The sequence below is a fragment of the Blastococcus mobilis genome (genome assembly GCF_900188025.1).
GTDB lineage: Bacteria > Actinomycetota > Actinomycetes > Mycobacteriales > Geodermatophilaceae > Blastococcus_B > Blastococcus_B mobilis.
On record NZ_FZNO01000016.1, the window covers coordinates 1 to 20,362 of the forward strand.

At 73.7% G+C, this 20,362-nt stretch carries 22 protein-coding genes; 9 read left to right on the plus strand and 13 right to left on the minus strand.

The annotated features are described in order from the left end of the window. Window positions 1-257: 257 nt before the first annotated feature. Together CHB94_RS14585 and CHB94_RS14590 are read right to left on the minus strand one after the other, a co-directional pair. A complete protein-coding gene (locus CHB94_RS14585) occupies window positions 258-1,940 on the minus strand; it encodes a S8 family peptidase (protein WP_254920653.1) in 1,683 nt (560 codons plus the stop codon). A 282-nt stretch (window positions 1,941-2,222) separates the two neighbouring features. Further along, a complete protein-coding gene (locus tag CHB94_RS14590; RefSeq protein ID WP_089337397.1) occupies window positions 2,223-3,032 on the minus strand; it encodes an alpha/beta hydrolase in 810 nt (269 codons plus the stop codon). A gap of 145 nt (window positions 3,033-3,177) precedes the next feature. On the opposite strand from CHB94_RS14590, the gene CHB94_RS25225 reads away from it, so the two are divergent. Further along, the gene (locus tag CHB94_RS25225) at window positions 3,178-3,318 is read left to right on the plus strand and encodes a hypothetical protein (RefSeq protein ID WP_176445569.1); all 141 of its coding nucleotides are present in this window, start codon (window positions 3,178-3,180) and stop codon (window positions 3,316-3,318) included. 44 nt (window positions 3,319-3,362) lie between these two features. Here CHB94_RS25225 and CHB94_RS14595 read toward each other — a convergent pair whose 3' ends face one another. The 3 genes from CHB94_RS14595 to CHB94_RS14600 form a co-directional block, all read right to left on the minus strand. Then, window positions 3,363-4,916 carry an acetolactate synthase large subunit gene (locus CHB94_RS14595; RefSeq protein WP_089337301.1) on the minus strand — a complete coding sequence of 518 codons (1,554 nt, stop codon included), beginning with the start codon at window positions 4,914-4,916 and terminating at the stop codon, window positions 3,363-3,365. Then, window positions 4,913-5,056: a hypothetical protein gene (locus CHB94_RS25230; protein ID WP_176445570.1), complete on the minus strand. Its 144-nt coding sequence runs from the start codon at window positions 5,054-5,056 to the stop codon at window positions 4,913-4,915. Before CHB94_RS25230 ends, CHB94_RS14595 begins: the two co-directional genes overlap by 4 nt. A 172-nt stretch (window positions 5,057-5,228) precedes the next feature. Then, the gene (locus CHB94_RS14600; RefSeq protein ID WP_089337302.1) at window positions 5,229-6,164 is read right to left on the minus strand and encodes a quinone oxidoreductase family protein; all 936 of its coding nucleotides are present in this window, start codon (window positions 6,162-6,164) and stop codon (window positions 5,229-5,231) included. A gap of 116 nt (window positions 6,165-6,280) precedes the next feature. Here CHB94_RS14600 and CHB94_RS14605 point away from each other — a divergent pair, with 116 nt between their 5' ends. The 3 genes from CHB94_RS14605 to CHB94_RS14615 all read left to right on the plus strand — a co-directional run bounded on the left by CHB94_RS14605 (window position 6,281) and on the right by CHB94_RS14615 (window position 8,569). Beyond that, entirely contained in the window at window positions 6,281-6,802 is a 522-nt protein-coding gene (locus CHB94_RS14605; RefSeq protein WP_089337303.1) for a ribbon-helix-helix protein, CopG family, read from the plus strand. Between the two features lie 80 nt (window positions 6,803-6,882). Continuing rightward, on the plus strand, window positions 6,883-7,674 hold the full coding sequence (locus CHB94_RS14610; protein ID WP_089337304.1) for a DUF4097 family beta strand repeat-containing protein: 792 nt from the start codon (window positions 6,883-6,885) through the stop codon (window positions 7,672-7,674). A 193-nt stretch (window positions 7,675-7,867) separates the two neighbouring features. Beyond that, on the plus strand, window positions 7,868-8,569 hold the full coding sequence (locus CHB94_RS14615) for a DUF4230 domain-containing protein (protein ID WP_089337305.1): 702 nt from the start codon (window positions 7,868-7,870) through the stop codon (window positions 8,567-8,569). 29 nt (window positions 8,570-8,598) lie between these two features. Here the strand turns inward: CHB94_RS14615 and CHB94_RS14620 are convergent, their stop codons facing one another. Continuing rightward, the gene (locus CHB94_RS14620) at window positions 8,599-9,798 is read right to left on the minus strand and encodes an acyl-CoA dehydrogenase family protein (RefSeq protein ID WP_089337306.1); all 1,200 of its coding nucleotides are present in this window, start codon (window positions 9,796-9,798) and stop codon (window positions 8,599-8,601) included. A 143-nt stretch (window positions 9,799-9,941) separates the two neighbouring features. Between CHB94_RS14620 and CHB94_RS14625 the strand changes: the two genes are divergently transcribed. Continuing rightward, window positions 9,942-10,388 carry a DUF4190 domain-containing protein gene (locus CHB94_RS14625; RefSeq protein WP_089337307.1) on the plus strand — a complete coding sequence of 149 codons (447 nt, stop codon included), beginning with the start codon at window positions 9,942-9,944 and terminating at the stop codon, window positions 10,386-10,388. A 122-nt stretch (window positions 10,389-10,510) separates the two neighbouring features. Here the strand turns inward: CHB94_RS14625 and CHB94_RS14630 are convergent, their stop codons facing one another. From CHB94_RS14630 to CHB94_RS14640, 3 genes are all read right to left on the minus strand, one after another. Further along, window positions 10,511-11,464 (minus strand): HpcH/HpaI aldolase/citrate lyase family protein, encoded by a 954-nt coding sequence (locus tag CHB94_RS14630; protein ID WP_089337308.1) that lies wholly within the window; start codon window positions 11,462-11,464, stop codon window positions 10,511-10,513. A 167-nt stretch (window positions 11,465-11,631) separates the two neighbouring features. After that, complete coding sequence (locus CHB94_RS14635; RefSeq protein ID WP_254920654.1) at window positions 11,632-12,651, minus strand: DMT family transporter; 1,020 nt, start codon at window positions 12,649-12,651, stop codon at window positions 11,632-11,634. Then, window positions 12,555-13,427: a PhzF family phenazine biosynthesis protein gene (locus tag CHB94_RS14640; protein WP_089337309.1), complete on the minus strand. Its 873-nt coding sequence runs from the start codon at window positions 13,425-13,427 to the stop codon at window positions 12,555-12,557. Before CHB94_RS14640 ends, CHB94_RS14635 begins: the two co-directional genes overlap by 97 nt. Before the next feature lie 118 nt (window positions 13,428-13,545). Here CHB94_RS14640 and CHB94_RS14645 point away from each other — a divergent pair, with 118 nt between their 5' ends. Beyond that, window positions 13,546-14,784, plus strand: a complete 1,239-nt coding sequence (locus CHB94_RS14645) for a magnesium transporter MgtE N-terminal domain-containing protein (protein ID WP_089337310.1) — start codon at window positions 13,546-13,548, stop codon at window positions 14,782-14,784. Further along, window positions 14,777-15,283, plus strand: a complete 507-nt coding sequence (locus tag CHB94_RS14650; RefSeq protein ID WP_089337399.1) for a DUF1003 domain-containing protein — start codon at window positions 14,777-14,779, stop codon at window positions 15,281-15,283. The genes CHB94_RS14645 and CHB94_RS14650 overlap by 8 nt, the downstream gene beginning before the upstream one ends. A gap of 52 nt (window positions 15,284-15,335) precedes the next feature. Here CHB94_RS14650 and CHB94_RS14655 read toward each other — a convergent pair whose 3' ends face one another. Then, complete coding sequence (locus CHB94_RS14655; RefSeq protein ID WP_089337311.1) at window positions 15,336-15,653, minus strand: AzlD domain-containing protein; 318 nt, start codon at window positions 15,651-15,653, stop codon at window positions 15,336-15,338. Next, window positions 15,650-16,348 carry an AzlC family ABC transporter permease gene (locus tag CHB94_RS14660; RefSeq protein ID WP_089337312.1) on the minus strand — a complete coding sequence of 233 codons (699 nt, stop codon included), beginning with the start codon at window positions 16,346-16,348 and terminating at the stop codon, window positions 15,650-15,652. The genes CHB94_RS14655 and CHB94_RS14660 overlap by 4 nt, the downstream gene beginning before the upstream one ends. 164 nt (window positions 16,349-16,512) lie before the next feature. Between CHB94_RS14660 and CHB94_RS14665 the strand changes: the two genes are divergently transcribed. Both CHB94_RS14665 and CHB94_RS14670 read left to right on the plus strand, forming a co-directional pair. Continuing rightward, a complete protein-coding gene (locus tag CHB94_RS14665) occupies window positions 16,513-17,664 on the plus strand; it encodes an Mrp/NBP35 family ATP-binding protein (protein ID WP_089337313.1) in 1,152 nt (383 codons plus the stop codon). 134 nt (window positions 17,665-17,798) lie between these two features. Continuing rightward, complete coding sequence (locus CHB94_RS14670) at window positions 17,799-18,257, plus strand: SRPBCC family protein (RefSeq protein WP_089337314.1); 459 nt, start codon at window positions 17,799-17,801, stop codon at window positions 18,255-18,257. 109 nt (window positions 18,258-18,366) lie between these two features. Here the strand turns inward: CHB94_RS14670 and CHB94_RS14675 are convergent, their stop codons facing one another. After that, complete coding sequence (locus tag CHB94_RS14675) at window positions 18,367-18,729, minus strand: twin-arginine translocase TatA/TatE family subunit (protein ID WP_089337315.1); 363 nt, start codon at window positions 18,727-18,729, stop codon at window positions 18,367-18,369. 87 nt (window positions 18,730-18,816) lie between these two features. Beyond that, on the minus strand, window positions 18,817-20,361 hold the full coding sequence (locus CHB94_RS14680; RefSeq protein WP_254920655.1) for a S1C family serine protease: 1,545 nt from the start codon (window positions 20,359-20,361) through the stop codon (window positions 18,817-18,819). Between the last annotated feature and the right edge of the window lies 1 nt (window position 20,362).

Consider the following 20,362-nt stretch of genomic DNA (forward strand, 5'->3'; position numbering starts at 1 on the left):
ACGCCGGATGAGCTCGCGGACCTCGCCGTCCACGACATCCAGAGCGGTCGGCACAGCACCCCCGTCGAGCCCGGTCGATCAGTCGACAAATCGCCCGGACTGTATGGGAACCGATCAGTCCGCGGGGGCCGTGAGCCCGATCTGTGGACGACGTAACCGGGAGTGACGGCCACGACCACCCGAACAGGTGAGCGTCGCTGCACGGGAGCAGGGACCGGCCGGCTCCCTACGGCGCATGGACGACACGCGCGGTCCGGTCAGTGACCTCCCACTGCTGCCGCCGCGTCGACGATGCCCTCGCCGTAGAGGCCGTTGAGCTCGGTCGTCCCCTCGCACACCGCGTTGTAGTTCGGGGTGCGCCCCTCGTCGGTGTAGTCCTCCACCCCGCCGGCGGGACAGGGGTGGTCCTGGGCGGAGCCGGCGAGGACCGCGGCCACGACCGCGGGGTCGAGGGCCCGTCCACCATCACCGGTGGGGTGGCCCATCGCCTCGATGATCAGTGCGGCCACTCCGGCGACGTGCGGCGAGGCCATCGAGGTGCCCTGGAGATAGGTGTAGAAGCCGCAGACGCCGTTCTCGTCGCAGTACCTCACGGAGAACTCGTCGACCGGGTCGCCGTTCGGGTCGGCCAGTTCCCTGGCGATCGCCACGTGCAGCGGGTAGGACGACAGGACGAGGTTCCCCGGCGTCTGGTACGCGGGCGTGCCGACGAGATCGCGGAACCACCCACCCGGGGCGGCGATCTCGACATCGCCGAACCCGTAGCTGGAGTAGTCGGCCTTGGTGGTCGACGGGCCGACCGCCGACACCGAGATGACCTGCGGGGCCTCGCTCGGCAGGTTCAGGCAGGTCCTCGCGACCGTCCGCGGCCGAGCCGACTCCGGCGGGTAGTTGGGGCTCGTCTCGTCGACGCGCGTCGGTGCGGCGAGGTTCTCGAACTGGTTCCCGGCCGATCCCACGAGCGTGACGCCCATGCTGTGGGCGTAGGCCACCGCACCCAGCACCAGTTCGCGGATGAGCCGCTGCTGGGTGAGTTCCTCGTCGGTCACGGTGCCCTCGAGGTACTCGCCCCGCGAGCCGCAGTTGTACAGCCACGGGTCGGTGTAGAAGCTCATGTTGACGACGTCGAGGCGGGCGTCACCGGCGTACACCAGCGCCCGGACCGTCTCGTACAGGAAGAAGTAGCCGGAGTCCTGAGCCGCGCGCACGTTGACCAGGGTCGCGTCCGGGGCCACGCCCGCGATGCCGAAGCCGTTGTCGGCGGCCGCGACGATTCCGGCGACGTGCGTTCCGTGCCCACCGTCGTCCACGTCCGCCGGGTCGACGCAGCTCGCCACCTCGCACGGACCGTCGATCTCGGGGATGTCGGTCACGAAGTTCCGCGACCGCTCGGCGTCGAAGTTGGGGGCGAGGTCGGGGTGGCTGGCATCGATCCCGGTGTCGATGATCCCCACCTCGACGCCGGTGCCGGTGGCCCGGCGGTGCGCTGCGTCGGGCGTCGCCCCGATCATCGCCATGTTCCACTGCCGGTCCGCCAGGGGCTCCGCGCTCGGCCCGGTTCCCGGCGAGTGCTCCGCGGAGCCTGGCCGACTCTCGTCCGCCAGCTCACCGGACGACGGCCGCTCCACGGCGAAGCGGTGCGGCATGCCCGGCCGGGTGGTGCCGACCGAGTGGTTCCGCGCCGCACCGCGGATCTGATCCTGCGCCTGCACGTCGTCGACGAAGGCGCCGTTCGTGGACGTGACCAGGGCAGCGCCGACCTCGGGGGTCAGACTCTCGACGGTTCCACCGGCGGCCTCGATCGCGGCCGTCGCCGCTTCGGCCGTGCCGCTGAAGGAGACGACGTACTCCTCGCTGACAGCGGCCGACGCCTGCCTTGCCGCATCGTCCTCCGAGGCCCCGCTCACGGTGGCCGAGGACGCGACCACTGCTGTGCTCACGGCGGCGATCACCCCGAGCCCCCGGACCGCGCCGGACCTTCCCGAACGACGGAACCACATGGCGCGTCCCTTCCGGGCATGCCCTGGGCGGGTACCGGCGGCCTCGTCACGGCCGCAATTGCTCCATGCAGTGAAGCCAATCCTCGCCGCCACGTCGAGGGGGCCGAACGCGCCTCGGTTCTCCGCTCCGGATCCTGCTCCAGGCCGCTCCGGTGGCGCCCCGGACAGCGACACGGGCAGGGGGTGGGAGGCACCCCGGGCCGGAACCCCGGACCCTCCGACCTACCGGGCGAGATCGAGGACGGCGTCCACCACGGCCTTGCCGTCGAGCAGCACGGGCTCGTTGTGATCGGCGCCAGGAACCTCGATCACGTCGTGCAGCTGCGCGGCTGCTGCCGCCACCGCCCGGCTCTGCCGGGGCGGCACGATGGTGTCGCCGCTGCCGTAGACTACCGTCGTCGGCACCTCGATGCCGGACAGCGCCGAGGCCACCCGGTAGCAGTCGCGCAGCAGGGCCCGCGCCGGCAGGAACGGGTAGTGGACGCTCGCGACCGAGGCCAGGTCGACGAACGGGGACCGGAGCACCAGCCCGGCCGGTGGATGCTCGGTGGCCAGCTCCGTCACCACCGCGGCGCCCAGGCTCTCCCCGAAGTACAGGAGCCGGTCCGTCGGCACGCCGGCGTCCTCGACCAGGAAGCGTCGAGCGGCACGGACGTCCCGCGCGAGCCCCTCCTCGGTCGGACTCCCCGGGTTGCCGGCGTAGCCGCGGTAGTCGAACAGCAGGACCGCCAGGCCCGCATCGCGCAGCGCCCGGGCCAGCGGCGCGCGCATGCCCCGGTGGCCGCCGTTGCCGTTGGCGACGAGCACGGCCGCGGAACCGGCGGTGGGGCCCGGCAGGTACCAGGCACCCAGCTCCAGCCCGTCGTCGGTGACGAGGACGACGTCCCGGGCACCCGGGAGGACGTCCGAGGCTCGTGGGACCGGCCCCGCGTCGGGCAGGTAGATCAGCGACCGCTGGAACGCCCAGAGCAGTCCGATGAGCAGGGCCAGCACCAGGGCGACGACTCCGGCGGCCACGAGCACCGGGCGCATGACGAGCCCTTCGACGGCGGACGGTCGCCCATGCTGCCAGCCATGGGGGGCCCGCAGCGGCTCCACGGACACGCCTCGAGCGCCCAACTGCGCGTAGCGTCCGTCGCGCGGAGCCGTTCAGGTTCCCGACGAGGGAGCGCACACCATGGGTGACAAGTCCCCGAAGCACGCGACGGCGAAGAAGCCCAGCGGGAAGTCCATCAAGGAGAAGCGCCTCGAGAAGAAGGCCAAGACCGAGCACACCTCGCAGATGGAGAACCTGACCCACGGGGCCAAGAAGCACTGAGCCGGGAGCACTGAGCCCGCTCCCGCCCCGGGCGGCCGGCTGCCTCAGCCGCGCCGGGGCAGGACGGCCGCGATCAGGTGCGGCCCGGGCTCGGCCAGCGCCCGCCGCAGCTGGTCGGCCAGCTCCTCGGCCGTCGTCGCCCGGGTCGCCGGCACCCCCATGCCCGTCGCGAGCGCCACGAAGTCCAGGTCCGGGCCGCCGAGGTCGAGCAGCTGCGCCGCGCGCTTGCCGTCGCCCTGCGCCCCCACCCGGGACAGCTCGTGCTCGAGGATCGCGTACGAGCCGTTGTCGCAGACGATCGTGGTGATGTCGAGCTGCTCGCGGGCGTAGCTCCACAGCGCCGAGATCGTGTACATCGCGCTGCCGTCGGCCTGGATGCCGATGACCGGACGATCCGGGCACGCCACCGCCGCACCCAGGGCCATCGGCAGACCGTCCCCGATCGCTCCTCCGGTCAGCGCCAGCCAGTCGTGGCGCGGGGCACCGGCGGTCAGCTCCATGAGACCGACGCCCGAGGTGAGGGCCTCGTCGACGACGATGGCCCGCTCGGGCAGCAGCGCACCGATGACCGCGGCCATCGTCCGGGGAGTCAGCTCACCGCCCGGCAGTTCCGGCCGCTCGGCCTCCAGCAGCCGCGGCTCGGCATCCGGTGCGACGGCTGCGGCGAGCGCCTCCAACGCGGCGACGGCATCCTCGCCCGGTGCGCTGAGCACGTGCACGGTGCAATCCTCGGGCACCGGCGTCCCCGGCACGCCCGGGTAGGCGAAGAAGTGCACCGGGGCCTCGGCGCCGGCCAGCACGAGGTGTTTCGTGCCGGCCAGCGCGGCCATGGCCATCTCGGGCGGATAGGGCAGGCGGGTGAGCCCGGGCAGGCCGGCGCCCCGCGCGGCCCGCGCCGGGAACGTCTCCGACATCAACCGGGCGCCGGTTCCGGCGGTCACCCGGGCAGCCGCCAGCTGACCCTCCTGGGTCATCGCGGCACCGCCGAGGAAGAGCACTGCCGGTTCACCGGAGGCCAGGACCGCCGCGACGTCGTCCACCACAGACGGCGGGACCTGCGGCGCGGGCCGCACCGGCATCGACGGGGCGATGGCGGCGCCGTCCTCCCACGACACGTCCGCCGGCAGGATCAGGGTCGCGATCGATCCCGGGGACGACGAGGCGGCGGCCACCGCGGCGGCGGCGTCGGTCGCGACGTCGGCCTGCGCGAGCGAGCGCCGCACCCAGCCGGAGACGGTGCCCGCCACCGCGTCGATGTCGGACTCCAGCGGCGCGTCGAGCCGCTTGTGCGACCGGGCGTGGTCCCCGACCACGTTGACCATCGGGGTCCGTCCCCGGCGGGCGTTGTGCAGATTCGCCAGGCCGTTGGCCATCCCCGGGCCCAGGTGCAGCAGCGTCGCGGCCGGGCGACCGGCCATGCGGGCGTACCCGTCGGCCGCGCCGGTGGCGACGCCCTCGAACAGCGTGAGGACGGCGCGCATCCCCGGGACGTCGTCCAGCGCTGCCACGAAGTGCATCTCGGACGTGCCGGGGTTGGCGAAGCAGACGTCCACGCCTGCGTCGACGAGCGTGCGGATGAGGGCCTGCGCGCCGTTCACCTGCCCGCGCTCGCCGTCTGGACCTCGAAGGGGGTGAAGGTCGCCCCGCCGGTCGCGACGGTGTGGGGCTCCCGGTGGTAGGCGTCGAACGCGGCCGGATCCGCCGACTGTCCGTAGCCGACGACGAGCCGATGCACCATGTGTCCTGCCTCCGGGGGTCGGGCGGCGCTGCCTGAGCGCCCAGCCAATCAGGAGGGTGCGCGACCGCGCGAATCCAGTTCCGGGAGCCGTGCCTGGGCGTCCGCCTGCCGGAGGCCCCGCTGCAGGGTCCCGCCGCGAGCCTGCGAGAGACGGGGGCAGCGGGTCACCTTCTCAGAAGGTGAGGACGATCCGGCCGCGGACGCCACCGCGCTCGAGCTGCCGGTGCGCCTCGGCGGCCTCCTCCATCGGCAGCGTCCGCGCCACCCGGAGGGTGAGGACGCCGTCCTCGGCCTGCTGCCGCAGCCGGTCGAGGGCGGCGCGGTCCTCAGCCACCCGGCGGACCAGCGTGGGGAAGAACCGCAGCCCGCGCTGCCCGTTGCCGCGGTAGCCGCGCACCGTCGCCACCGCACCGCCGTCCTTCACCGCGGGCAGGACCTGCGCGTCCTGCACCGAGCCGTCGGCCAGCCCGTCCACCCCCTCCGGGAAGTGCTCGCGGATGCGCTCGGCGACGTCGTCGCCTCGGCGGACGACGACGTCGGCGCCGAGCTCGCGCACCAGCTGCTCGTCGGCCTGCGAGGCGTCCGCGACGACGGTCAGCCCGTCGGCCTCGGCGAGCTGGACGACGTAGCCGCCGAACGCTCCTGCAGCGCCGGTCACCGCGAGCACCTGTCCGGGCGCGAGCGCCATGAGATCCAGGGCGAGTCGGGCGGTGAGACCGTTCATCGGCAGCGTCGAGGCCGCCACGGCGTCCACGCCCCGCGGGGCCCGGACGACGGAGTTCGCCGGCAGCACCTTGTCCTCGCGGTAGGCGCCGTGCGGGCCGAACGGGACGACGATCCCCATTGCGGCGTCCCCCACCGCGAGGTGGTCGACGCCCTCGCCGACCTCGGTGACCACGCCGGCGAGGTCCATGCCGGGGACCCACGGCGGCGTCTTCACCGGATCGCGGTCGGCGTAGGCGCCGGACCGGGCGTGCGTGTCGGTCGGGTTCACCGCGGCCGCCTCGACCCGCAGCCGCACCTGCCCGGGCCCGAGCGGCTCCGGCTCGACGTCGACGACGTGCAGGGCCTCCGGCCCACCGAACTCGGTCACTCCCACGGCACGCATGCGTCCTGCCTACACGCCTCCGGTGGCGCGCGACGCGGGGGGCGTACACACACGTGGCGCCGGGATGATGTCGCCGCTTGTTGTACGTGGTGTCGTATTGGTGTCATGGTGACGCCATGGACCTCACCCCCTTCGTCGAGCAGCTGCGCCGCGACCTGCTGACCGCGGCCGACGCCGGGGGCGAGGACGCCCGCGCCCTGGCGGAGCGGCTCACCGCACCGTTGGAGTCCTCGGTCCGCCTGGCGCTGCTCAGCGCGCTGTCCCAGGCGGCCGAGGAGATCACCGGCCAGCTCGCCCCCGGCGCCGTCGACGTCCGGCTCCGCGGTAGCGACCTCGGCTTCGCCGTCACCCCTCCCCCGGCCGAGCCGCCGTCCGGCCCGGCCGGTGACGCCGCCGCACCCGAGACGGCCGCCCCCACCGTCGACCTGGACGAGGGCGGCACGCTCCGCATCACGCTGCGGCTCCCCGAGCAGCTCAAGGCACGCGTCGACGAAGCGGCCGCCCGTCTCGGCGTCTCGGTGAACAGCTGGCTGGTCCGGGCCGTCACCACCGCGGTGGACCCCGGTTCGCGCCCGTCGTCCGACCCCCGCCGCGGCCGGTGGTCCGGCGGCTCGCAGTACACGGGCTGGGCGCGCTGACCGCGCGCCCCGTCCGTACCGCACCTCTCCCCGGCCGACCGGCCCGGGTCACCCACCCCTGCCCCCAGGAGGGCGCAGCCATGCCCACGTTCGCCACCCCCGGGCCCATCACGGCCCGCATCGAGGTCGGCGCCGGCTCCGTCCGGGTCCGCGCGGCCGACCGGCCGGACACCGTCGTCACCGTCCGCCCGCGCGACGAGCGCAGCTCCGTCGACGTCACCGCCGCCGAGCAGACGCTGGTCGCCTTCACCGCCGGCGAGCTCGTCGTGCGCTCCCCGAACCGGCCCCGGCTGCTGTTCTTCGGCTCCGGACCGGAGATCGAGGTCGACGTCGCGCTGCCCGAGGGATCCGCCCTCCACGTCCGGGCGATCGCCGGCGACGTCGCCTGCGCCGGCCGACTGGGCGCGGTGGAACTGGAGAGCAAGCACGGTGACCTGCGGCTGGAGCGAGCCGGCAGCCTGCGTGCCCGCACCGCCAGCGGTGGCATCACCGCCTCCGCCGTCGACGGCGAGACCGAGGCCAGCACCGCCTACGGCAACGTCCGCGTCGGCGAGGCCACCGGGCCGGCCCGGGTGGAGATCGGCTACGGCGACATCCGGCTCGACCGCGCGCTCGGCTCGGTGCACGGCACCACGAAGTACGGCCAGGTGCGCGTGGGCGAGGCGGTCCGCGGGTCGCTGGTGCTCGAGACCGCCTACGGCACGATCGAGGCCGGCGTGCGCGAGGGGACGGCGGCCTGGCTCGACGTGCACGCCGGCGCAGGCCGCATCCGCAACATGCTCACCGAGACCCAGGGTCCCGAGGGCGCCGACGAGACCGTGGAGATCCACGCCCGCACGGCCTACGGCGACATCCTCATCCGCCGGGCCTGAGGGGGTCGCGACGCGTGGCGCGCCGGGATCGCGCTGGTGGGCTGTTTCCGGGCGCCCCGCAACCACGAGCGACGTCCCGCCCGCTGAGCACGACGCCGATCCGGTTCCGCCGCGCGTGCCGGGAATGCGCGCGGCGCCCGCAGCGCTGGTACGGGTGAGCTCCGCCACTTCCCTCGGCCCCGAGAGGTTGCGCATGCCCACGCTGCTGTCGTCCCGCCCGACCGTCATGGAACCGGCCCCCCGGCGGCGCCGCCGCATTCCGCTCCGGCTGCTGGCGGCGGGCGTGGGCGTGGCGGTCCTCGTGCCGGTGGGCGCGAAGGTCGCCGACCTCCTGCCCGGCGAGCCGTTCGGACAGGAGGTCGTCGACCGAAGCACGACCCCGCTGCTGCTCGCCCTCCAGGACCTGCACGAGTACCACGCGGCGACCGGCACCTTCCAGGTCGTCGTGGACCGCGAGGTGGACACCCGCTACGTGCCGTCGGTCATCAGCGGCGAGCGCGTCGAGTTCCTCGCCACCGGAACGGCCGACGCGTACGTGGACTTCGCGGACCTGGACGCCGGCGGGGTCACCCTCTCCCACGACGGCACGTCGGCGACCATCGAGCTGCCGGCGCCGCGCGTGGACGACGTCCGGATCGACCCGGAGGAGAGCCGCGTCCTCGACCGCGACCGGGGGCTCGTCGAGCGGGCCGCCGACGCGCTCGGCGACAACCCGGTCGACGACAGCGAGCTCCATGTGCTGGCCGAGGACCGGCTGGCGGCGGCGGCCGCCCACAGCGACCTGCGCGAGCGCGCCGAGACCAACACCCGGGCCATGCTGACCGGCCTCGCCCGGTCGCTCGGCGTCGAGGAGGTCGAGGTCCGGTTCGGCGAGCCCGCCGACAGCGCCGGCTGAGAAGGGACCCGGAAGGACCCCGTCCTCGTTCAGCGCTTGAGGGCGTACTCCTTGAGCAGGCCGCGGCTGATGATCGTCTTCTGGATCTCGCTGGTGCCCTCGCCGATGAGCAGGAACGGCGCCTCCCGCATGAGCCGCTCGATCTCGTACTCCTTGGAGTAGCCGTAGCCGCCGTGGATCCGGAAGGACTGCGTGGTGACCTCGGCGCAGTACTCGCTGGCCAGCAGCTTGGCCATGCCGGCCTCGACGTCGTTCCGGGAGCCTGCGTCCTTGAGCCGCGCTGCCTTGACCATCAGGGCGTGCGAGGCCTCCACCTTGGTCGCCATCTCGGCGAGCTGGAAGGCGATCGCCTGGTGCTGCGCGATCGGCTTGCCGAAGGTCTCCCGCTGCTGGGCGTAGGCGATGGCCAGCTCGAAGGCCCGGATGGAGATGCCGCAGGCGCGGGCGGCGACGTTGACCCGGCCGACCTCGACGCCGTCCATCATCTGGGAGAAGCCCTTGCCGGGGGTGCCGCCGAGGATGTCCTCGGCCCGGGCCCGGTAGCCGTCGAACACCAGCTCGGTGGTGTCGACGCCCTTGTAGCCCATCTTGTCGATCTTTCCGGGGATGGTGACGCCGGGAACCACCTCGCCGAAGCCGGCCGGCTTCTCGACCAGGAACGTCGTCAGGTTCTGGTGTGCCTTCTCCGCGCCCTCGTCGGTGCGCACGAGCGCGGCGACCAGGGTGGAGCTGCCGCCGTTGGTCAGCCACATCTTCTGGCCGTCGATGACGTAGCCGCCGTCGGCCTGCTTGGTGGCCTTGGTGCGGATGCCGGCGACGTCGGAGCCCAGCCCCGGCTCGGACATGGAGAAGGCACCGCGGACCTCGCCGGTGGCCATGCGCGGCAGGAAGCGCTCCTTCTGCTCGGCGGTGCCGTGCTGGATGAGCATGTAGGCGACGATGAAGTGGGTGTTGATGACACCCGAGACGCTCATCCAGCCGCGGGCGATCTCCTCGACCACCAGCGCATAGGTCAGCAGCGACTCACCGAGGCCGCCGTACTCCTCGGGGATCATCAGCCCGAAGATGCCCAGCTCCTTGAGCCCGTCGACGATCTCCTGCGGGTAGATGTCGCCGTGCTCGAGCTCCTGGGCGTGCGGGATGATCTCCCGGTCGACGAAGCTCCTGACCGTCGACAGGATCTCGCGCTGGATGTCGGTCAGGTCGGCGGTCTGAGCCAAGCGGGTCAACGGTCTGCTCCTTCGGGACTGCGGTGTCCGAGTTACCCGTGAGTATGGAGGACGCGGCCGCGCACCCCGGCGTGTGCCTGCTCACGTCCCGCGCGGCCCGTGGTGGAGTACCCCCGACCGGCACCGCCGGACAGGAGGGACCCATGAGCAGCAGCGACGAGCACCCGTACCGCGGCGCTCCACCACCACCGCCACCGGAGTCGCCCGCCGGCGGTCAGGGAGCACCCGGGTACCCGCCCCCGGGCTACGCCGCACCGGTCCACCCCGGACCGGGGTACGCCGCTCCCGGTTACGGCCAGCCCTACGGGCCACCTGGGTACGGGCCGCCCGGCTACCCGCCGGTCCACGTCCGGCCCACCAACACGATGGCGATCCTGGCGCTGGTGCTGGCGTTCGTCTTCGCGCCCGCCGGCCTCGTCCTGGGCATCGTCGCGCGCCGGCAGATCCGTCGGACCGGCGAGGACGGCGACGGCCTGGCGCTGGCCGGGATCATCGTCGGCGGCATCGTGACGGCGATCTTCGTGTTCTTCATCCTGCTCTGGATCATCGCGTTCGCCGCCTTCACCGGAACCGGCTCGTTCGGACCCTGAGAAGGGATCCCGCTCCCGGGCTCCGTCGCCGGCTCGGCGATGCCACGGAGGGGGGCCAGACGCCGACGCGGCGGCACTGCCCGTCCGGGGTGCCGCCGCGTCGCCGCGTCCAGGGGTGGAACTCAGCCCTCCGGCGGGGTGAACGACGACGTGCGCTGCAGGCCGGCGGCGCGGCCCTTGCCGGCGATGACCAGGGCCATCTTGCGGCTGGCCTCGTCGATCATCTCGTCGCCCAGCATCGCGGAGCCCTTCTTGCCGCCGGCCTCCGACGTCGCCCAGTCGTAGGCGTCGAGGATGAGCTCGGCGTGGTCGTAGTCCTCCTGGGACGGCGCGTAGATCTCGTTGGCCGCATCGATCTGCCCGGGGTGCAGCACCCACTTGCCGTCGAAGCCGAGCATCGCCGAGCGCTTGGCGACCTCCTCGAAGGCGGGAACGTCGCGCACCTGGAGGAACGGACCGTCGATGGCCTGCACGCCGCGGGCGCGGGCGGCCATGAGGATCTGCATGAGGATGTAGTGGAACGGGTCACCCGGGTAGTCCGGGTGCAGCGCACCGACCACCAGCGACTTCATGTTGATGCTGGCCATGAAGTCGGCCGGGCCGAAGATGATCGTCTCGATCCGGTCGCTGGCGAACGCGATGTCGTTGACGTTGATCAGGCCCTGCGCCGTCTCGATCTGCGCCTCGATGCCGATCCGGCCGACCTCGAGGCCGTTGGCCTTCTCGACCTGGCTGAGCAGCATGTCCAGGGCCTTCACCTGGGCGGCGTCCTGGACCTTCGGCAGCATGATGCAGTCGAGGTTCGCACCGGCGCCGCCGACGACTTCGAGCACGTCGGTGAAGGTCCACTCCGTCGTCCAGTCGTTGACGCGGACGGTGCGGATCTTCTCGCCCCAGCCGCCCTCGTTGAGGGCCGCGACGATGTTCTTGCGGGCGCCGGGCTTGGCCAGCGGCGCGCACGCGTCCTCGAGGTCGAGGAAGACCTGGTCCGCGGGCAGGCCCTTGGCCTTCTCCAGGAACCGGGGGTTGCTGCCGGGGACGGCCAGGTTGGAACGACGGGATCGGAGCTCGGCCACGGTGCCTCCGCTAGTCGATGGAGCCGGGAAGTCGGTCACCGGAGGGTAGCGACGCGGTGATCACCCCGCCGAGGCGCCGATGCGCCACCGCCCGGCCGAGTGCGCAGTTGTGGTCGACGACACGCGCCGGCTCGCCGGAACGGGCGACACGAAGTCCGCAGTCGGCCTCAGGTCGCGGGCTCGACCAGCGTCGTCGGGCGGCTGGCACGCACGACGAGTGCGACCCCCACGACGACCAGCACCACCCCGGGCAGCGCGAGCAGCGGCGGCACCTGCCCCAGAAGCACGAGGGCGAACAGCAACGCGCCGGGCACCTCCAGCAGCACGGCGAGACTCACCGCCGTCGGCCCGACGGATGACAGCACGAGGTTGAGCAGCGTGTGCCCGAACAGCTGGGCGGAGACGGTGATGGCCGCGATCAGCCACCAGTCCCGCGCCTCGAAGCCGGCCAACGGCGCGTCGACGACCACCGCCGAGGCCGCGATCGCCAGGGCGCACACCGAATAGGCGACCACCGCGTACGCCGACGTCGCCAGCCGCTGCCGGGCGCGCGCCCCGGCCAGCACGTACCCGCCGGCGCAGACCGCCCCCAGGAGGGCGAGGCCGTCACCGGCGAGGGCACGCAGGCTCACCGCGACGTCGACCCCCGCGATCAGTGCCACGCCCGCCACCGCGAGCACCAGCCCCCACCAGACGGCGGTGGGCAGCCGCACACCGGAGATCCGGGCGGCCAGGGCCGTCCAGATGGGAGTCGTGGTCACCAGGGCCGTCGAGGCGGCCACCGTCGTCATGGAGAGGCTCGGCAACCAGGCCGCGAAGTGCGCCGCGAGAAACAGCCCGGCGACGACGGAACTGCGCAGGTCCCGCCAGCGGAGGCCGGTCAGCGTCGCGCGCTCCCGGGTCAGCAGCACCGGCACGAGAGCGGCGGCGCCGGCGGCGTTGCGCCAGAACGCCAACGCCAGCATCGGCGCGGCGACCATCGTGGTGAGCGGCGCCGAGAGGGAGACCCCGACGACGGCGAGCGAGAGGAGGCCGACGTCCCGAGGGCCCGGGCGGTGCAGCGCCCAGGCCGCGGCGGTCGTGTCCGCCGTCAGGAGGGCACCCGGATGCGGCCGCGCGCGACCGGGACGACGGCGCCGCGCACCGTCGCGGCCACCGCCTTGCCCGCCGACGCCGTCACCGTGCACTCGAGCACCGACGGGCGGCCCAGCTTCTCGCCCTGTCGAACCACGTAGGACGACGTCCCCTCGCGGGCCAGCAGGCCGCTCTCGACCAGCCAGACACCGGTGCCCAGAGCCGCCGATCCCGTCGCCGGGTCCTCGCCCCAGCGCAGGTCTCCCGCGAACACCCGGGCGTAGACGGTCGAGGCCGCGGCGTCCCAGGAGAGCACCGAGACCCCCTCCCCGACGCCGAGGGCGTCGAGCGCCCGCTGGTCGGGAACGGCCCGGTCGACCATGTCCGGTGTGACCGACAGGTAGGCGAACGGGAGGCCGCAGCCGGCGACGTCGGCGGGGAGGCCGGTGGTGTCGGCTGCGCTCAGCCCGAGTGCGGAGGCCAGCTCGGCGGGCGCGGGTCCGTCCTCGAGGGTGGGCCGGCCGCCGGAGAGCCGGGCGCCGTCGTCGTCCACCACGAGATCCAGGACGCCGACCCCGCACTCCTGACGCACGGACCCGGGGGCCAGCCGCCCCGACCGGACCAGGGTGTGGGCCGCGCCCACGCTCGGGTGCCCGGCGAAGGGCAGCTCGGTGAACGGCGTGAAGATGCGGACCCGGTAGTCGGCGCCGGGCTGGGTGGGCGCGCAGACGAACGAGGTCTCCGACAGGTGGAACTCGAAGGCAAGGGCCTGGCACTGCTCGGTGGTCAGTGCGTCGGCGTCGAACACCACGGCCAGCGGATTCCCGGCGAAGGCCCGCGGCGCGAACACGTCGACGACCTCGTAGTCCAGCTCCGGCGGGGACGACACGGCCCCGACGGTAGCCTCACTGATCGCCGACCGAGCGCACGACGTCGACCGAGCGCGCGAGGTCGGCCAGGACACAGCACCCCGGTCACCGGGCCGAGAGCGCCAACGAGGAGGTTCCGTGACCACGGTGAGCAGGGCGTACGTCTCCCGGCTCGCCGGGCTGACGGTGTTCGACCCCAACGGCGACCGCGTGGGCAAGGTGCGCGACGTGGTCGTCGCCCTGCGGGTGGGCACGGCCACGCCCCGGGTGCTCGGCATCGTGGTCGAGGTCGTCGCCCGCCGCCGGATCTTCGTGCCGATGGGCCGGGTCACCGCCGTCGACCCGGGCGCGGTCATGCTCGCGTCGGGCACGCTCAACCTGAAGCGCTTCGAGCAGCGTGCCGGCGAGACGCTGGTGCTCGGTGAGCTGCTCGACCGCACCGTCCGGATCGCGGAGAGCGGGCGGCCGGCCCACGTGGTGGACGCCGGCATCGAACAGACCCGCACCGGCGACTGGGTGCTCTCCCGGCTCGCCGTCCAGGAGCCCGGCCGGCTGGGCCGCCGCGGGCAGCTGCACCAGCTCGCCTGGGACGAGGTCGAGGGGCTGGCGCTGCCGCAGACGGGGCAGGGCGCCGAGACGCTGATCGCCACCTACCGGGACCTCAATGCGGCTGACGTCGCGCACGCTCTCCAGGACCTGCCGATCAAGCGCCGGCACGAGGTCGCGGAGGCGCTCGACGACGAGCGGCTGGCCGACGTCCTGGGTGAACTGCCCGAGGCCGACCAGGTCACCATCCTGGGCACGCTGAACGAGAGCCGGGCCGCCGACGTCCTCGAGGAGATGGACCCTGACGACGCCGCCGACCTGCTCGCCGAGCTCTCCAACGTCGACCGCAACCGGCTGCTCGAGCTGATGGAGCCCGACGAGGCCGAGCCGGTGCGCCAGCTGCTCAAGTACTCGGAGGACACCGCCGGCGGCATCATGACCAGCGAGCCGGTGATCCTGTCTCCGGACGCCACCATCGCGGAGGCGCTCGCGCGGGTGCGCGAGCCGGAGCTGACCCCGGCGCTGGCGAGCCAGGTGTACGTCTGTCGCCCTCCGTCGGCCACTCCCACCGGCCGCTACCTGGGCCTGGCCCACATCCAGCGGCTGCTCCGCGAACCGCCGTCCACCCTGGTCAGCGGAGTCCTCGACGACCTCGATCCGCTCCGACCCGAGGCTCCACTGGCCGAGGTCACCCGCTACTTCGCCACGTACAACCTGGTCGCGGCCCCGGTCGTGGACGCCCAGGGCCGGCTGGTGGGCGCGGTCAGCGTCGACGACGTCCTCGACCATCTCCTGCCCGACGACTGGCGTGAGCGGGCCCGCCGTGGCTGACACCCCACGGCTGGACGTGCCGCGCGGGCGCACGCGCGGGGTCACCAGCTTCCTCAGGCTGCATCCCGACGCGGTCGGCCAGTTCGCCGAGAGCATCGCCCGGTTCCTGGGCACCGGCCGGTTCCTCACCGTGCAGACGATCATCGTGATCGTCTGGATCACGCTGAACGTGGCCGCGGTCCAGCTGCGCTGGGACCCCTACCCCTTCATCCTGCTGAACCTGGCCTTCTCCACCCAGGCCGCCTACGCCGCGCCGCTGATCCTGCTGGCCCAGAACCGGCAGGCCGACCGCGACCGCGTGCAGGCCGAGGAGGACCGCGCCCGGGCCGCCTCGACCCGCGCCGACACCGAGTACCTGGCGCGCGAGCTGGCGTCCCTGCGGGTGGCCGTCGGCGAGCTCGCCACCCGCGACTTCATCCGCAGCGAGCTGAACCGACTCACCAGCGACGACGGCGACGATCGCCGCGAGAGGCTCCGGCGCCGCGACCCGGTCACCTGACGCGCCGATCGCCTCGCGCGCGCGGGCGCCGCGGGGCCCGCAGCGCGCGCCGTCAGCCGGTGAGGACGTGCACCAGCGCGCCCGCAGCGCCGGCCAGTAGCAGGACGACGATGAACGGCGCGCGCAGCGCCAGCGCGACCGCCGCGACGGCGAGGCCGGCGAGGCGGCCGTCGAGCACCAGCTGGTCGCCCGACGTGAGCGCCTGCACCGCCACGAGCGCGGCCAGCAGCGCGGCCGGCACGAAGTCCACGATCCGGGCGACCCACGGCTGCTCGACCCAGGACGCCGGCACCGACAGCCCGGCGAGCTTGAGCACATAGCAGCCGATCGAGGCGGTGAGCACCGCCGCCCACAGAGCCGTTCCGCTCACGTGGCCACCTCCTCGCGCGGCCGGGGCCGCCCGGCGAGGGCGACGGCCACCACCGCGGCGATCACCTGCACGCCGGCCGGCACGACCGGGGTCAGCGCCAGCGCGACGACGGCGCCACCGGCAGCCACCCGTCGCTGGACCGCGGCCTCCGGGAATCCCGTCCGCAGCCGCGGCCAGAGCAGGGCCAGGAACGCCGCGGGGACCACGGCGTCGAGAGCCGCCAGCGCCGGACCGGTCAAGGCGGCCGCACCGAGGGCGCCGACGACGGTCATGAGGTTCCAGGTCAGGAAGATCGAGGCCCCGCCTGCCAGGAAGGCGAGGCGTGCCAGGCGGCGGTCCGGCGCGGCGATGGAGAGCGCCGTCGTCTCGTCGATGACCCAGTGCGCCGTCCCGAGGCGCCGCAGGACGCCCCGCGGCTGCAGGAGCGGGACCAGGCGGACGCCGTAGACGGTGTTGCGGGTGCCGAGCAGCAGGGCGCCCCCGACGGCGGCCAGCGCGCTGCCGCCGGCCCCGAGGACGCCGACCAGCGCGAACTGCGAGGCGCCGGTGAACATCAGCGCCGACATGGTCACCGTCTGCCAGAGGTCCAGCCCGGCGGCGTCGGCCGCGGCTCCGAAGGCGGCGCCGTAGAGGCCCACGGCCAGACCCAGCCCGATCGCGTCGCGCAGGGTCGCGGAGCGGGCGCCGGAGGTCACTCCGGCGACCCTACGAGGCGAACTCGTGCGCCTGGGATCACCCTCCGCCGAACGGCAGCGTCCACCGACCGCCGTACAGTGGCAGGCGACCCGATTGCGCAGGTCGCCGCTGTCCGCAGGCCGGCCGCCGGGCGGGTTCCCCGTCGAAGGAGACACACGCAACCATGTCCGACACGCTGACCGGCTCGCCGGCGCTCGACGCCGTCACCGCCGCTCTGGCCACCGTCCAGGACCCGGAGATCAACCGCCCGCTCACCGAGCTCGGCATGGTCAAGGACGTGCAGATCGGCGCCGACGGCGCAGTCCGCGTCGACGTCTACCTCACCGTGGCCGGCTGCCCGATGCGCGAGACCATCACCAACCGGGTCACCCAGGCCGTGTCCGCCGTCCCCGGCGTCACCTCGGTCGCGGTCGCCCTCGACGTGATGAGCGACGAGCAGCGGGCCGAGCTCCGGAAGACCGTCCGTGGCTCCGACGCCGCCGAGCCGGTGATCCCCTTCGCCCAGCCGGGCTCGCTGACCCGCGTCTACGCCGTCGCCTCCGGCAAGGGCGGCGTGGGCAAGTCCAGTGTCACGGTGAACCTGGCGGCGGCCCTGGCCAAGCGGGGGCTCTCGGTGGGTGTGGTCGACGCCGACATCTACGGCCACTCGGTGCCGCGCATGCTCGGCGTCGAGGACAAGCCGACCCAGGTCGACAACATGATCATGCCGCCGCAGGCCTACGGCGTGAAGGTCATCTCGATCGGCATGTTCACCCCGGGCAACACGCCCGTCGTCTGGCGCGGACCGATGCTGCACCGCGCGCTGCAGCAGTTCCTCGCCGACGTGTGGTGGGGCGACCTGGACGTCCTGCTGATGGACCTCCCCCCGGGCACCGGTGACGTCGCGATCTCCGTCGCCCAGCTGGTCCCCAACGCCGAGATCCTCGTGGTCACGACGCCGCAGCTCGCCGCCGCCGAGGTGGCCGAGCGGGCCGGCGCCATCGCCACGCAGACCCACCAGCAGGTGGTCGGCGTCGTCGAGAACATGTCCTGGCTCGAGCTGCCCGACGGCTCGCGCATGGAAGTCTTCGGCTCCGGCGGGGGCGAGGCCGTGTCCGACGCGCTGACCCGCACGCTCGGTGCCCGGGTGCCGCTGTTGGGCCAGATCCCGCTCGACACGCGGCTCCGCGAGGCCGGGGACGCCGGTGCGCCGATCGTCCTCGCCGAGCCCGAGTCGGCCGCGGCGCAGGCGCTGGAGAAGATCGCCGACGGGCTCGCCGTCCGCCAGCGCGGTCTCGCCGGCATGTCGCTCGGGCTGACCCCGGTCCGCCGATAACACCGTCGTCCTCCGGACGACACCGCGACCAGGTGCCGTCCCCCCGCCGGCTGAGCCCCGTGCGCACCTCCTCAGGGAGGCCTCCAGCCCCCCGTTCGTCGGTGCGTCCGGGGCCGGTCGCATACGGTCGGCCCATGAGCGACACGGTGGTCTCGGACAGCATCGACGTCGACGCCCCACCGGCCGCGGTGTTCGCGATCCTCGCCGACCCGCGTCAGCACTCCCGCATCGACGGCTCGGGATCGGTGGGCTCCGTCGTCGCGGGACCTGATCGGATCACCGCGACGGGGCAGACCTTCACCGTGCGGATGCGGCTGTTCGGCATCCCCTACGTGATCCGCAACCGCGTGGTGGAGTTCGAGGCCGACCGGCGGATCGCCTGGCGGCACTTCACCGCCAACCGCTGGCGCTACGAGCTCGTGCCCACCCCCGACGGCGGAACGCGGGTCACCGAGACCTTCGACATGTCCGGAGCCGATCCGGTCACCACCGCGGTCGTCCGCGCGACGAAGTTCCCGGAGCGCAACCGGGAGGGCATCACCGAGACGCTCGAGCGGCTGAAGAAGGCCGCCGAGACCGACGCCCGGCTCTGACGGTTCCGTCCTGACGAGTGGGGGCCGGAGGCTCCCGCGAGGAAGGACTCAGCGGCTCACCGCGAGCGGGGACGGCACGTGGCCGCGGTGTCGTCCGGAGGACGACAGATCACGTGGCGTCGCGATCGAACGGCGGCGGAGCCGCGTGATCGCGCGGGCGGGTGACCACGGGTGCGGCGGCGGTCGCGCCACTCCCCCGCTGCACCGGAGGTCCCTCGTCGTCGTCGCCGAGCAGCTGGTCGCGGAGGAACGTCCTCGGGTGGTACTTGCGCAGGTCGAGGTCCCGCAGCTCGGGCAGGTCATCGCCCAGCGACTCGTTGACCTGCTCGCGGATGCCGGTGACCACCGTCCGTACCCGCTTCAGGCCCGCGGCGGCGTCCTTGGCCAGACCGGGCAGCCGCTCCGGCCCGAAGATGAACAGCGCGGCGAGGGCGAGCACGATGATCTCGCCCCAGCCGATCGAGTCGAACACCGCCGCTCCCTTCTCCGTGGCTCCCAGCGTAGAAGGACCCTGCCCTCCCACCCTTCGCAGGCTCAGGGCGGGCCCCTGGACAGAGCCTCAGGCGGCGTCGAGCGTGGCCTCGACCTCGGTGGAGCTGCCCCCGCGCACGACCTCGACGGTGATCGTCTCCCCGGGGTCGTGGGCGTCGACGGCGACGACGAGTTCCTCCGAGCTCCGCACGGGTTCCCCCTCGACGGCGATCACGATGTCCTCCTCGCGGATGCCGGCGGCGGCCGCGCCACTGCCCGGCTCCACGTTGAGGACGAGGGCGCCGTCCCGCGTGCCGTCGGTGACCGAGCGGGTGTTCACGCCCAACGAGGAGTGCACCGCCGAGCCGGTGGAGATCAGCTGTTCGGCGATGTCCCGGACCGAGTCGACGGGGATGGCGAACCCCAGGCCGATCGAGCCCCCGGCGCCGGTGGAGGCGATCGCGGTGTTGATGCCGATCAGCGCGCCGCTGGCGTCGACCAGCGCACCGCCGGAGTTGCCCGGGTTGATCGGGGCGTCGGTCTGCACGGCACTGATCACCGCGTTGGTGTCGCTGCCTTCGCCGGACAGCCGGACGGGGCGCTCCAGTGCGCTGACGATGCCGCTGGTCACGGTGCCGGCCAGGCCCAGCGGGGAGCCGATCGCGACCACGGGGTCGCCGACGACGACGTCCTCGGAGCTGCCCAGCGCAGCGGTGACGAGGCCGGGCTTCTCGACCTTCAGGACGGCGAGGTCGCTGGCCGGATCGCGCCCCACGATGCGCGCCGCCGACCCGCTGCCGTCGAAGAACACCGCGCGGATCTCCGCCCCCTCCACGCCCTCGGCGCCGGAGACGACGTGGTTGTTGGTGACGATGTAGCCGTCCTCGCCGTCGATGACGACGCCGGAGCCGGTGGCCCCGGCCTGGCCGACCCGCACCTCGATCGAGACCACCGCGGGCATGACGTCCTCGGCGATCCGGGACACCGAGCCCGGCTCGCGGGTGATGCCCGGGTCGACCTCGGAGAGCCGGGTGCCCGGTGCCAGCAGGGGCGTCTCGTCGTTGGCCTTCGTCAGGTACCAGCCGATCCCGCCGCCGACGGCACCGACGAGCAGGACGGCGAGCAGCGCCAGCACCGACAGCCTGACCGAGACGTCGCGCAGCCGCAGCTTCCGGCGTCCCTGCGGGTCGAGGACGATCGGACCGGGCCGGGCGGCCTCCTCGTACACGGCCGGCGCCCCCAGGGCGACCGGGGCGTACGGGTCGCGCCAGGGGTCGCTGCGGGCGTCCGGCTTCCACCAGGGGCCGGTGGCGGTCCGCCGGCGGCCCGGCCGTCCCCCGGGTGGCTCCTGGAGGCCGCGCTGACCGCCGGCCGCGGGGCCGAACGCCCGGAGCAGCGCCTCGGCCGGCGGTGGGAGCACGGGGCGCGCCGGCAGGGTCGGCCGGCCGTCGGCGAAGCCACCCGAGGCGGTGGCCGGCCGGCCGAAGGCGGCCTGTTGCCCGGCCGAGGGTTCGGGTGCGCTCGACGGTCGCGGGCCGAGCCGGTCGGGCGCGTCGGCGAACGCCCCGGTCTGACCCGGAGGTCGCGCGAAGACGGCCTCGTCACGGGGAGCCCCACCGTTGCCGGAGGACACC